This is a genomic window from Bacillus cereus group sp. Bc031, from assembly GCF_027716265.1.
Taxonomy (GTDB): domain Bacteria; phylum Bacillota; class Bacilli; order Bacillales; family Bacillaceae_G; genus Bacillus_A; species Bacillus_A paranthracis.
The window spans coordinates 39,143-52,585 of record NZ_JAQFUL010000015.1; the positions used below are offsets into that span (position 1 = coordinate 39,143).

Sequence of the window (13,443 nt, forward strand, 5' to 3'; positions counted from 1 at the left end):
TTGCACCTCTATCTATAAAAAGCGTAAGAGCCTGTTTATGCTCTTACGCTTTTTTGTTTTTATTTCTCTGGGTTTAATTGACGAAGTTCCTGTTTAATTTCAGTTTTTGCTTTTGTCTTCTCATCAATCTCTTTAATTACACGTGCTGGAGTACCTGCTACAACTGTATATGGAGGTACATCTTCTGTTACAACAGCTCCTGCTGCTACAACTGCACCTTTACCTACTGTAACTCCCTCTAACACAACTACGTTAGCACCAATAACAACATCGTCTTCAACGATAACTGGTTTTGCTGAAGGTGGCTCAATAACACCTGCAAGTACTGCGCCTGCACCTACGTGACAGTTCTTACCAACAGTTGCACGTCCACCAAGTACCGCGTTCATGTCGATCATAGACCCTTCACCAATTACAGCACCGATATTAATTGTTGCATTCATCATAATAACAGCGTTGTCGCCGATTTCAACGTGGTCACGAATAATCGCACCTGGCTCAATACGAGCTTTAATACCTTTTAAATCAAGCATTGGAATTGCAGAATTACGACGGTCATTTTCAACAACGTAATCAACAATGTACTTGCTATTTTCATCTAGAATTGTCTTAATTTCAGACCATTCTCCAAATAATACACCAGACTTTTTATTTACAAATGCTTGTACCGTTTCAGGGAATGTTACTTCTTTTAAATCCCCTTTTATGTATACCTTTACAGGAGTTTTCTTTTCACTTTTTTGAATAAACGAAATAATTTCGTTAGCGTCCATCATTTTCATTCTTGTTGCCTCCTAAATCCATTTATAATGTTACTCTACCAAACGATAGGGCGAGTAGCAAGATAATAATCCTATTTTTCCATTTGAATTTCTTCTATAATTTCTAAAAATGCTTGTACTTGCTTCAATTGTCTAGCTGATTCACTCGTCAATAACCATGTTTCTCTCGTTAATTGGACAGGTGTTTTATACATATTTTCCTGTACTTCTTTTAGAACAGTAGAAGGTAAAAGAGCATAACCTATACCATTTAAAACGAGTTGTTTGCAAGTCTCAATTTGATCAACGACAATCGTTCTCTTAGGTGGATTAGAAAATAAACCATACCACCAATTTTGTATTTGTCCATAATAAGTCGAATCACTTTTAAATTGAATAAATGGTCTATTTGTTTCTTTTAACATCGAAATATCTTTTATTTCTTTATCCACTAAATAAAGTTCATCTTCAAATAATTGTTGCTTCTGGCCTTTATATTCTTGTGTTCCTCTCAATATAGCAACATGCACGTCTCCTTCATAAAATTGCTTTTGCACCTCACTACTCCAGCCAGTAAACAGCGATATTTTTACAGAAGGATATTTATGTACAAACTTCTTCAAAACAGGAGGAAGCCAATATTGACCAATAACTGATGCGACAGCTATTTTTAACGTCCCGTGAGTTTCTGTTCTAAAAACAGCTAGTTCACTTTTAATATCCTCTTCCCTTTGTAGCATTTCTTTTGCGTAATTTGCAACTTTTTCCCCTTCAGGTGTAATTGTCAATCCTTTTTGCGAGCGAATAAAAAACTTCATTCCCCATTGTTTCTCCATAGATTGTAATCGTTGACTAAGCGCAGGTTGTGAAACAAATAAACGTTCCGCCGCTTTTCTCATATTTGATTCCTGTGCTAACACAACCATCATTTGAAAATCATCAATTTGCAACTTTCTCCCTCTTTCCTTAGCTTCCATACACCTTATCTCAATAAGCTTTTCATCCGTAATTTAACTACATACGCTTATATTTTTTATCTTTTTAAATATAATACATACACAACTGATATGCACGAAAAAAAAGTGACTTCTTCGGTTCTATGAAGTCACTTTTCTCACATTATCGATTATGTTGCCTTACTTTTTTATTCAACAATTTTAAAATCGCTCGACGTGTTAAAATCCCCTCAAAATACCCATCTTCATTGACAGCGCAAATAAATGGATGATCAATAGTCATTTCTAATGCTTTTGCAAACGAATCTTCTAACTTAAGAACCGGAATATCTTTCTTCATTACTTGCTCTACTTTCATCTCTTCAAGTCTTTCAAACTCAATGCGTTCTAGCCCTAACATACCGTCTAAAATCATAGCAGTACTAATTAACCCGTGCAATTTGTACATCGGGTCCAAAACAGGTATCGCCGAATATCCAGATTTCACAAGTACGAGTAAAGCATGCTCTAAACCATTCCCTATTTGAACGTGTGCTACTTTTTCTGATGAAATCATTAAATCTTTTACAAAAATTTGTTGAAACTCGTCTTTTGGAATACTAATCATATTACATCCCCCATTTTCCCTTTTTCCTGCTTATAATCACCGGCTCTATTCACATTTTATGACAGCGTTTTCATATTATTATTCTGTCCTTACATTCTTTCAGTAAAAAACAAAATTACACAGCTATTTTAGCATATAACACAAAAAAAGACTACCATTTCGGTAGCGCTTAATACCCTTTATTTTTTAATCTGTAAAATAACCTTGTGATTTTTTTATATTGCATCACGTCTGTCTTTTTTAAACCATTCTCGATATCTGTAAGTTCCACAGCTAAAATTTCACTCGCATAATTTTGCTGAAATAAAATATCTAGTAACAAACTTTCCTCTTCTTCCGTTAAAACAAAATCCCTTTTCATATACCCCTCTCCTTATACTCACATCGTTACCATTATTATATAAAATTTTCAGCCTATTTAATAGATGTAATATTCAGTTTTTAGTGGGAGAAATATATAAATTGTTTTTATTTCGTATATCGATTCGCATAACTAAACGCCGCATAAGCATCTGGCTTAATTTTTGCAGTTAATCCCATCGCTTGAATTTTCGCTGTCATATCTAGAATAAATTCTTTTGTTAAACCATCATTTCCGATATCTAAGTGAATCTCCATTATAAAACCAGCCCCATCTTGAGCATATGGATGCAATAAATCCCATATTGTTTGTATATGATTTGGAGTAAATAGGCATGCGATTTCTTGACTAAACTGCGTCTCTAAATATATTTTCTCACGTAAAGTTGCTGGCTTATCTTTTACTGATTGATGGTGTAAACACCCCCAGGCTCCTTTTCCAACGCGATGAATATGAATTGCTGTAATAAACCTCGTATCCTTTTGATGTGCTTGTGAGTCTGTCCCAATGGATAAACGATATAAATTTCGCGGATCCTTTTCAATGAAGTTACAAATACGGGTAAAGACCATATCAAAATTTAAATGCCTCTCTGAAACATTATAAAATTTATGTTCACCGGCCACATAGTCACGTCCTTTCAATTAGACAGACTTTTCGTATTCTCATTGTATGGGACAAAAACAAAAATTATAACTCCCTATCCTTTATTCGTTTCAATATTCCGAATTACATAATGGCAAACTTGGCACGTATAAATTACGTTTTGATTCGATTGAGCCGTTAGTACATGAATAATCTCAGCAGAATTGTGACAATTAGGACAAATCACAACTGGTAAACGTTCCATATAACACACCTCCTCACTATTTTCATCCCGCTATTTACTATCCGTCCTCAATTGGTGATGGATAATAAGCTGTATAGGACGAAGAAACCCTACTAATTACACTTTCACTTTATTACCATTGTAGGAAAAATGAAAAATCCTTATACATATATACTAAAAGTAATAGAACTAAAAAAGGTGTTGCCCTATGGCAACACCTTTTTTATATGTATCAAGAAATGATATCGTAAATCTCAATTGCAACCATGTCGATATTATCGAATTGATACACTTGAGGTTTTTCACCTTGTTGATACACTTCTAACTCATACATTTCACTTTTATCGAAAAATTTCACGCTACATTTGCGCTCACCGTTCACTTCAAAATAGCGTTGTGCTACTTCACCGCTTTCAGCTTGTTCTTGTAGACTAACAAGTCGAGTTAAAATTCCTTGGAGTAGAGACATGAAATCTCTCCTTTCTCTGATCTTCCTACCAATAGGTTTTACAGCTATACTCATTCTATCCGTCATAACAGAAAAAATGTTCCACACTCTAGGATAAAGGTTATTGGCCAGAAACTCAACTAAAAATTTGTCGAAATACGAAGGAAAAAACAGAAAGAACATCTTTTCCCTTCTTTATTGCGATTTTTATACTGGAAGAATATAATAAAAAACAGTAAAAAGGAGGAATTGCAATGAAAAAAATTGAGGTTTACACACAACCTGATTGTCCGCCATGTGTTATTGTGAAAGAATTTTTAAAGCATAATAACGTTGTATACGAAGAGTTTGACGTAAAAAAAGACGCCGCTGCTCGCAATCGTCTTTTATATGACTATGATTCTTATTCAACTCCGACGGTTGTAATTGATGGAGAAGTTGTTGCTGGTTTTCAAATTGAAAAATTACAACAACTTCTTAATATAGAATAGGAATAGGTAAAGACCTATTCCTATTTTTATCCTGATATATTTTGGAAGTATGCATCTGATTGTGGCAAGTTCATATTAAACGGGATATGCCCCTGATTAAAGTTTCACTTTATAATTGTTGTAACCTTTTTATTTCAGTTAAAAGTTCTTGACTTTCATGATATCCAGCCAATTTCCACTTCCCTTGATCTCTTTGCAATGTTACAATTTGATATTGTCCACTTTTCGCCCGCTCATAAACATATAAAATTTTATGCTCTTCATCATATGACATTTTCGTTTCTGAATTAAAAGAAAATGGCGCTTCTTTTGCTGGAAGTAAATATTCACCACTTTGTTTATCACTTCTACTATTTTCATCTGTAAATACTTGAAGGAAATTCTCTGTAAAATATGGTGATAACGTTTCTATCATCTTATTCATCGGCAAATGCTTCCCACGAATTGAAAATTGGCTTTCATAGCCTTTTTGTATCGTTACAAACACTTCTTTCCGATCGACTTTCACTTCCTCTTTTCCTAAAACAGTTGTAACACTATAACCAACTAGAAAGGCAACGCATACAAATAGAACTAACCATATTCCATATTTTCTCATTTTTTTCACCTTCCTTTTAAGAAAACTTGTCTTTGTAGTATTCATTGTAACAATGATTATGCAAAGAAAGGGCTGGTTTCGTTCGTAAAATCTTTACAACGATAGACAGCATTTTCGGCACCACTTTCACTATTACCAATTTATGATAAAAACAAACAAAAAATGCACGAATCTCTTCGTGCATTAAAATAAAACATCTTCTTCATATAAATATTCATACGATAAATCTATAAATAAAAAGTTTTCATCATCAATCGGGAAAGAAAATGTTCGTACCATCTCACCGGTTTCAATATCAGCATATAAATCTGAAAGTCTTGCCTTATTCTCAAAACGCATTTTCATAATATTCTCTAGAAAATACGGGCGCCAACTCCAGTTCTTCATATAATACTCAGGCATCACAATCCATTCCCCATCTTTTTTCATAACGTTTCCTGATTGTTGGAAACCATCTTCGTTACAAATAAATATACGAAAACTACATTGTGATACACTTTGGCTAAATTGTAATAACCAATCATTTATATCTTCATTCTTTTTCTGTTTGGCTAAAACATCGCCAATTCGATCACGTAACATTTCTGTTAAATTATAAATCTTTTGTAGTTTTTTCTTCTCATGTTGAATAAATTGATGACACTCATTACCAAGTCGTTCTTTCAAAACGTTCGTTTCAATAAAATCAGGTAAGCATTCTTTCAAATAATTCCCTTGATAGTACCTACCACCGTTTTTCCATGCATATTGTAATTGATAAAAAGCATCTATTTCTTCATATAACAATGTCGCACCAATTCTTCTAGCAAGTAATGATAAAGAATATAAAATATCTTGATAAGATTGTAAAAGTGCAGTTTGCCTTAAATTTGTTAAATCTACTTTTAAAATATCAGGTGCTAACACGCTAATACGTTCTAAATTACTTGTACCTGTTCCGACTTTATTAATCGAAATTTGAATACCATATGTACGATAATACATAAGCAAATGATTAAATTGCTCTATATCTTCTTTACATTCATGTTCTGTAATCTCTAAAACAATGTTTTTCAAATTTAAACCTTGTTTTTCATACATCAATAAAAGTTGAAGCAAACTTTCATCATCATCGTTCATTAATACGTTAGCATTTCGATGTATAAATAATAATAGTTTTTGATCACTTTCTAAATAACGATTTAAAGCTTTTTCTACTATAATGTTATCCGCTTCTAGTTGGAACTCACTTGGAATAGAGTCATCATGAAAGAAAGAAGCTAAACTTTGTATGCCCTCTTCTGTTTGAATACGCCCTACTACTTCATATCCAATTACAGTATGTTCATCAGCACTAAAAATTGCTTGATAATAAGGAAGGACTTTATCCAAGTTACTCATTACATCTAATGCATCTATCAACGTGCTTCCCTCCCTTTACTTTTCAAAAATTATAACATGATATTTACGGAAAAATAATAAAAAATCCCTTCAGTTTTCCTGAAGGGATTAGAGGGGTAAAATGCTAAGGGGAATTAGCAATTCTACTATGAAGAAAAAAGAGGTCTTAAATATAACGTATATATGACCTCTTGTAAACACTTTTCTTTCATATGTCACAATTCCGTCACATTTTTCTTATCCCTTTTAAAATGAATATTGATGTAAATGTTGTCCTCCATCCATTGTCATGCACGTTCCATTTATGTACGCAGCTTCATCTGAACATAAATAATAAGCTAGACCTGCAATTTCTTCTGGCGTACCCAGTCTTCCAAGCGGAACACTTTGTATCGTACGCTTAGCCATTTCTTCTGAAATCCATAATTTATCAGCACCGCCCGTACGTTCAATTGGTCCTGGCGCAATAGCGTTAACTCGGATTCCATATTTACGTCCCCACTCAACAGCGAGTGTTTTCGTCATTGCTAATACTCCAGCCTTCGCTGCAGCCGAATGAATAACTCCCGGACCTGCATCCCACGCATATGTTGCTACCATGTTAATGATATTTCCTTTTATACCTTTTTCAATCCAATATTTTCCGACAGCCTGGCTACAGTAAAATGTACCGTTTAACACAATATTAATAACCGAATTCCAGCCGTTCACGGATAAATCTTCTGCTGGACAAATAAAGTTTCCAGCTGCATTATTTATTAAAATATCAATTCGTCCAAACTTCTCATCAATCTGTTCAATCATTTTCTGAATATCATCCGTATTTCTTACATCCATTTGTACCGGTAATATTTGTCCTGGAAATTGTTCAATTTCCAATTTTGTTTCCTCTAGTTTTTCCTTTGTACGTCCTGTAATAACAACTCGTGCCCCTTCTTTTGCAAAACGAGTCGCCATTCCTTTTCCCATTCCACTCGATCCACCTGTTATAATAACTACTTTTTCTTTCATATATATCCCCTCCAAAAAATGAATACACATTCATTTTATCATTTTATTTAATAGAAATCTTTATATTTTTAAACTTTTCTGATATTTTAACGTAAAGAGATTTCTTTTCATTCGTTTTTTCGTAATCAATACTACTTTTTTATTATTTAAAATATATTTCAAATAAACTGAAAAGGAGGTTTGAGTAACCTGTAAATAGAGCGAACATATATGATATAAGTCAAATAGGTATACTCATATTTTTATGAAGAAAATTACAAGAAGAGATTTTTTAAAAACTGGAATGCGAACTTGTCTATATTCATTTATAACGACTAGCATCGGATACTATTACGCTAAATATATTGAGCCTCATCTACTCTCTTTTACAGAACATACACTGAAATCACAACTCATACCAAAAAGTTTTCATGGTATGAAGATTCTTCAATTCAGCGATTTACATCTCGGATACTATTTCTCTCTCCACCATTTATCTAAAATCGTTTCTAAAATTAATGCTGTAAAACCCGACATTGTTCTTTTTACTGGCGATCTCATTGATAATTATCAAACATATACTGACACTCCTTTCGTTGCATCCATTTTAAAAAATATACAAGCTCCCTTCGGTAAATTTTCTATTTATGGTAACCATGATCACGGCGGATATGGAACGGAGTACTACGAACACATCATGCGTGAATCTGGATTTGAACTATTACTAAATAGCGAAAAGAAAATCCGTCTGCTGGATAATAGTGAGATTTCCATTTTCGGTCTTGATGATATACTATTAGGCAAACCAAAAATAAAGGAGACACTACAGCGCGCTCGGAAAAACACTTATAACATTGTTCTTGTTCACGAACCAGATATTGCACCGCAAATCGCTAACTATCCAGTTAACTTACAGCTTTCTGGTCATAGTCATGGCGGACAAGTACAAATTCCTTTTTTGGGCGCTATTATTACCCCAGCACTTGCTAAAAACTATGTAGAAGGTTTCTATACGATCCAAGATTTAGCTCTCTATGTCAACCGAGGCCTCGGAAGAACTCGTGTCCCCTTCCGATTTATGTCAAAACCTGAAATTACGATTTTCACGCTCCAACATTCGTAATCATTCGCCTATTTTCTTACATATCCTTTCTTGTACGCGCTCATCCACGTTTCATTTACCATATGATAAAAGTGAGTCCAATAAAGGAGGTTTGTTCATGTATCCATATTATCAACCAATCCCAGTCCGTTCAGCACCTATTGGTCCAGTAGGCGACTCACGCTTCTTTCCATTTTTTGTAGTTCCATTTCTAGCTGGTATTGCTGGTGGACTGCTTGGCGGGGCATTAGCTTTCGGTCCTAGACCATATTACCCACCATATCCACCACCTTTTCCACCGCCAGCACCTTACCCTTGTTATGGTGGACCTTGTCAACAGCCATACTATTATTAATGTACCGCAACAATTCTACCAATGTTATTCCCTCTCTTAACCGATTCATAATCCATTAACATGCTTACAATAAAAACTATTCTCTCTACGCATGCTTCTATTTTGAGAACATACAATAAGTAGAGAACAAAGTAAAAACCTCTTTTTAAAAAGAGGTTTTTACTTTATTCTCATTATTCGGCATCTGTGTTTTGATACGCCATCTTAAATAACTTCACTTGGCTATCAATCTCTTCTGCCCCATTATTAATAACATAATAATAGTCACCGTCTTTATTTTGTTCACGTGTTTTCACATTATCAGCTAAAGTAAGCTGTAAAATCGCCTTAATTCGTGCCTTCATTTCAATATCTAATATCGGGAAAGATATTTCTACACGTTTCTCCATATTTCTTGTCATCCAGTCAGCTGAAGATAAATATATTTTCTCTTCTCCATTATGATGGAAATAATAAATACGGCTATGTTCTAAATATCTCCCGACAACACTAACTACCCGAATATTTTCACTTACATTTGGAATACCAGGTCGTAGGCAGCATGTTCCTCGAACGATGAGCTCTACCTTTACTCCAGCTTGTGATGCTTCATACATTTTTTTAATGAGTGGTTTATCAGTTAACGAATTCATTTTAGCAATGATATATCCATTTCCATATTGCCTATGATAACGAATTTCTTCATTTATTAAATCGATAAATTGCTCTCTTATATCAAATGGCGCAACCGATAAATGATGAAAATGCGGTTTTGTTGTATAACCACTCAAATAATTAAAGAAATTTGTTGCATCGACCCCAAAGTCTTTTCGCGATGTAATATAGCCAAAATCGGTATATAGCTTTGCGGTTGCATCATTATAATTTCCAGTCCCAAGATGTACGAACCTTTCGATTTTTCCGTTTTTTCTTCTTACAACTAGTGTAATTTTACTATGTGTTTTCAAATGACTTACACCGTAAATAACATGACATCCCGCCTGTTCTAATTCTTTAGCCCAATGCACATTATTTTCTTCATCAAATCTTGCCTTTAATTCAACTAATACTGTCACTTGCTTCCCTTTTTCAGCCGCTACCTTTAGCGCCTGAATAATCGGCGAATCCCCACTTACTCGATATAATGTTTGTTTAATTGCAAGTACATTCGGATCGTCTGCCGCATCACGAACAAAATCAACTACTGGCTGAAACGATTCAAAGGGATGATGTAATAAAATATCATGCTCAATCGCTTTTTCAAATACATCTTCTGCATCCCCTAAGTCTTGAGGCCGTTGCGGAATAAGAGCCGGATATACTAGATGCTCATATAAAGGAGCTAGTTTTTTATATAAAGAAAATAGACATGTTAAATCTAACGGTCCATCCATTATATACACATCTTCATCCTTTACTTCCAACACCTCATATAATAATGCTAATACTCTTTCATCAATATGCTCTTTGCCAACTTCTAAACGTACAGCAGCTCCCCACTTACGCTTTTTTAATTCTTTTTCAATTACCTTTAATAAATCTCTCGCACCTTCTTCGTGAATTGTTAAATCCGCATTGCGTGTAATACGGAAACGAGTAACAGATGATACTTTATATCCTGTAAATAATTTATGAGTAAAACTACTAATTACGTCTTCTAATAAAATAAATTTATGCTTTTGTCCTTCACTCGGTAAAAATATGAAACGTTCCAGTAGTGAAGGAACTTGTACAATTCCTAACTTCGTGCGGTTTTCTTCTTCCACTTGTTTCTCATCATATAAAAGAGTAGCTAAATTTAAACTTTTATTTAATAACATCGGAAATGGACGATATGCATCGATAGCAACAGGTGTTAAGACTGGGAAAATTTGTTCATCAAAATACTCTTCTATAAATTCTCTCTGTTCTTTCGTCAAATCATGGAATGTTAAACGCTCAATCCCCTCTAACTCCAGCGCTGGCAACACATAATTTTTAAACGTACCATACTGTACGGTCATTAATTCATGTGCTTTTATCGCAATTTTATTTAGTTGCTTTTTTGGTGTTAAGCCGGCCTTATTTTCTGGTTGGTTAAAACCGGCACTCACTTGATCCTTCAATCCTGCCACGCGTACCATAAAGAATTCATCTAAATTTGAGCTAAAAATGCTAATAAACTTTAATCTTTCTAAGAGTGGATTCGTTTCATCTTGTGCTTCTTGTAGTACACGTTCATTAAATGCTAACCAACTTAACTCTCGATTGTTGTAATAAGCTGTATCATTTAAATTTACTATATTCCCCTTCGATAATTCCATTCTCTTCACACTTCCCCTTGAAACTTTTTTACTATAATTTAGTTACTTTCATTTTAGCAAATTACAATATTATAAAGTGTAAATTTTTTGTAAAGACATCCGTACAACTCAATGCTTTAATTTAAATAATAAGTTAATATTTGTTTTCAATACTCTTTCTAGCTGTTTCTTCTGCTTTTCAGCTTGCACTTTTTCCGCTAACGCCGATTGTTCACATACAATTTCAAATGTTAATCCTTCTTTACTTTCTGTTATAGATATTGATTCAACAAGCGACCTTTGTCTTATATTTAAAGCTGCTGAAAATTGTAAAACAGCCCCTAAAAGGCGAATTTTCTTTTGTTCATTTTTATCAAACCATCCTTCAAATGGTGACAAATGTTGTTTGAATAACATTTTTGATTTATAAGACGCAATAAGCGCTAATCTTACTCGCTCTTTGTGCATCATACCATCAATTGTTTTATTCGCTAATAAATAAAACGTATGTAAGCGGCTCGCTTCTTCGTCTATATATTTGCCTATATTAAATACTTTCGCTGCTTGATGGAATACTTCCCAGTCTTTTACTGACATAGAAATCAGCCCTGTTTGTTCAAGTTGTTGACAAATCAATCTTCCATGTTTAATAAGCTGCATTACAAATTCCATATCCATTTCATATTCATGTGATAATAAATACAAACTTTCTTCGACCACGTTCGGATAATATGAAATCCCCAAATCTTTTGTCAACTCTTCATAGAAAACACCTTCTCGTAATCCTTTTCTACTTAATACAAATGATGGCGCCTCTATAACATTAACAAGCGTATGAAATACTTCGACTGCTGGAACAATTGTATCTGCTCGATCTTTTGCCAATCCTTCCAATTTTTGAAGTTCTATGAACGCCAATGCTTCTAATTCTTCTTTCACATTTTTAATATCTTCTTCTTTCATCTTATATAAATGTACCCCTGCTATAGGATAACAAATTAAATTTTGATGAATTTTCACTAAGTTCCTCGCACTACCACCAATTGCAATAAGAGGCAACTTCTTATCAATTAACCATGGTAATGTTCGAAATTGATATTCTAAGTACGTTCGAATCTTTTCCAACTCTTCTTCAGTAGGTATGTCCTCTTTAATAAACTGCTTTAAAGAAAGTGCTCCAAAAGGAAAGCTATGATACTCTAAAATCTCTCTATTTCGAAAGTATGTAACTTCCGTACTTCCTCCACCAATATCTACTGTAATTCCTTCAGAGAACGAAGTTGAATTCATAACTGCTAAATAGCCGTAACGTGCTTCTTCATATTCTGATAATACTCTAAGAGTAAAGTCTGTTTGTCCTTCAACAAGTTTTTTAATTTCCTCTTGATTCTCAGCCTGCCTAATTGTTGCTGTTGCAACACAAAGTACATGGCGCAACTGATGGAATCGTGTACTTTCTTGAAATTGAAATAATGTTTGTAACAATACCTCTATTCCTTCTTCAATCAACACACCATCGACTAAGTAATTCCTTAACCTTGCAACCACTTTCGTATTTTCAATCTCTTTATAAAAACCTCCGTTTTGCTTTTCATAAATAACTAAACGCATTGTATTAGATCCAATATCTATAATGGCATATTGCTGTTTTAATATTTCTTTCAAACTTCTCACTCTTTCATTATCAAATTTCTAAAACACATTCTATTACTATTATACAAAATAGTTGTTTTTTGTAACAATATTGCTTTAATATTGAAAATATATACAATCACTTTTTGCATATAATAAAAATCGCTTTTACTTATGGTATAATAATGAAAAATTGAAAGGAGATTTAATATGAAACCTTCACAACCACAATCTCAATTACAAAACCAACATTCTATTAATCGACTAGCTCAATCTATTTTCGTTGTGAATCGTCATGCTAAAGCTGCAACTAATCCGAAGTATTTATACTGGTTAAAAAAGACAGCTTTAGAACGCTTAATTACTGAAAAAAAAGCTATTAAAGAAGGATTACATTTCTCTAGAAATCCACGTTTTAGCCAACAACAATCTGATGTTCTTATACGTTTAGGTGATTACTTTTTCCATATTCCTCCTACAAAAGAAGATTTTCGAATCCTACCACATCTCGGTCATCTTGAATCCTCCTATCGAAATCCGAAAACAACCTTATCTTTAACAGTAGCAAAAAAAACACTTCAAGATTATATTGGTCCTGAAGCGCTAAAACAAGAAAAGAAATTAAGTGAACCTGTCCCATGGTATAGTCGTACCTATACAAAAAAATAAAAC

General features: G+C 33.7%; 16 protein-coding genes. 4 read left to right on the plus strand and 12 right to left on the minus strand.

The genetic code is table 11. The features are described 5' to 3' along the window. Nucleotides 1-59: 59 nt before the first annotated feature. The 7 genes from dapD to PDQ33_RS08595 form a co-directional block, all read right to left on the minus strand. Nucleotides 60-782 (minus strand): 2,3,4,5-tetrahydropyridine-2,6-dicarboxylate N-acetyltransferase, encoded by a 723-nt coding sequence (gene dapD / locus PDQ33_RS08565; RefSeq protein WP_000783248.1) that lies wholly within the window; start codon nt 780-782, stop codon nt 60-62. A 71-nt stretch (nt 783-853) separates the two neighbouring features. Then, entirely contained in the window at nt 854-1,738 is an 885-nt protein-coding gene (locus PDQ33_RS08570; protein WP_001984809.1) for a LysR family transcriptional regulator, read from the minus strand. A 142-nt stretch (nt 1,739-1,880) separates the two neighbouring features. Next, entirely contained in the window at nt 1,881-2,324 is a 444-nt protein-coding gene (gene cbpB / locus PDQ33_RS08575) for a cyclic-di-AMP-binding protein CbpB (protein WP_000623568.1), read from the minus strand. A gap of 169 nt (nt 2,325-2,493) precedes the next feature. Continuing rightward, a complete protein-coding gene (gene abbA, locus PDQ33_RS08580) occupies nt 2,494-2,685 on the minus strand; it encodes an antirepressor AbbA (protein WP_000817428.1) in 192 nt (63 codons plus the stop codon). Between the two features lie 107 nt (nt 2,686-2,792). Continuing rightward, nucleotides 2,793-3,311 (minus strand): ribonuclease H-like YkuK family protein, encoded by a 519-nt coding sequence (locus PDQ33_RS08585; protein ID WP_000896650.1) that lies wholly within the window; start codon nt 3,309-3,311, stop codon nt 2,793-2,795. Nucleotides 3,312-3,385: 74 nt separating this feature from the next. Continuing rightward, nucleotides 3,386-3,535, minus strand: coding sequence for a hypothetical protein (locus PDQ33_RS08590; RefSeq protein ID WP_000440537.1), 150 nt, complete (start codon nt 3,533-3,535; stop codon nt 3,386-3,388). 211 nt (nt 3,536-3,746) lie between these two features. After that, the gene (locus PDQ33_RS08595) at nt 3,747-3,983 is read right to left on the minus strand and encodes a YkuJ family protein (protein ID WP_000055151.1); all 237 of its coding nucleotides are present in this window, start codon (nt 3,981-3,983) and stop codon (nt 3,747-3,749) included. Between the two features lie 233 nt (nt 3,984-4,216). On the opposite strand from PDQ33_RS08595, the gene PDQ33_RS08600 reads away from it, so the two are divergent. Then, nucleotides 4,217-4,453, plus strand: a complete 237-nt coding sequence (locus tag PDQ33_RS08600; RefSeq protein ID WP_000717880.1) for a glutaredoxin family protein — start codon at nt 4,217-4,219, stop codon at nt 4,451-4,453. A 109-nt stretch (nt 4,454-4,562) separates the two neighbouring features. Here the strand turns inward: PDQ33_RS08600 and PDQ33_RS08605 are convergent, their stop codons facing one another. From PDQ33_RS08605 to fadH, 3 genes are all read right to left on the minus strand, one after another. Then, on the minus strand, nt 4,563-5,051 hold the full coding sequence (locus PDQ33_RS08605) for a DUF3993 domain-containing protein (protein ID WP_048557617.1): 489 nt from the start codon (nt 5,049-5,051) through the stop codon (nt 4,563-4,565). A 183-nt stretch (nt 5,052-5,234) separates the two neighbouring features. Continuing rightward, on the minus strand, nt 5,235-6,452 hold the full coding sequence (locus PDQ33_RS08610) for an EAL domain-containing protein (protein WP_000564304.1): 1,218 nt from the start codon (nt 6,450-6,452) through the stop codon (nt 5,235-5,237). 225 nt (nt 6,453-6,677) lie between these two features. After that, nucleotides 6,678-7,442 (minus strand): 2,4-dienoyl-CoA reductase, encoded by a 765-nt coding sequence (gene fadH / locus PDQ33_RS08615; RefSeq protein ID WP_270755337.1) that lies wholly within the window; start codon nt 7,440-7,442, stop codon nt 6,678-6,680. Nucleotides 7,443-7,686: 244 nt separating this feature from the next. On the opposite strand from fadH, the gene PDQ33_RS08620 reads away from it, so the two are divergent. Continuing rightward, the gene (locus PDQ33_RS08620) at nt 7,687-8,544 is read left to right on the plus strand and encodes a metallophosphoesterase (protein ID WP_000724508.1); all 858 of its coding nucleotides are present in this window, start codon (nt 7,687-7,689) and stop codon (nt 8,542-8,544) included. 97 nt (nt 8,545-8,641) lie between these two features. Then, nucleotides 8,642-8,878, plus strand: a complete 237-nt coding sequence (locus tag PDQ33_RS08625) for a hypothetical protein (RefSeq protein ID WP_270755340.1) — start codon at nt 8,642-8,644, stop codon at nt 8,876-8,878. A 173-nt stretch (nt 8,879-9,051) separates the two neighbouring features. On the opposite strand, the gene PDQ33_RS08630 is transcribed toward PDQ33_RS08625, so the two are convergent. Beyond that, complete coding sequence (locus PDQ33_RS08630) at nt 9,052-11,160, minus strand: polyphosphate kinase (protein ID WP_270393535.1); 2,109 nt, start codon at nt 11,158-11,160, stop codon at nt 9,052-9,054. A gap of 108 nt (nt 11,161-11,268) precedes the next feature. Further along, a complete protein-coding gene (locus PDQ33_RS08635) occupies nt 11,269-12,804 on the minus strand; it encodes a Ppx/GppA family phosphatase (protein WP_061132254.1) in 1,536 nt (511 codons plus the stop codon). 177 nt (nt 12,805-12,981) lie between these two features. Between PDQ33_RS08635 and PDQ33_RS08640 the strand changes: the two genes are divergently transcribed. Then, nucleotides 12,982-13,440, plus strand: a complete 459-nt coding sequence (locus PDQ33_RS08640; RefSeq protein WP_000804868.1) for a YkyB family protein — start codon at nt 12,982-12,984, stop codon at nt 13,438-13,440. The last annotated feature ends 3 nt before the right edge of the window (nt 13,441-13,443 follow it).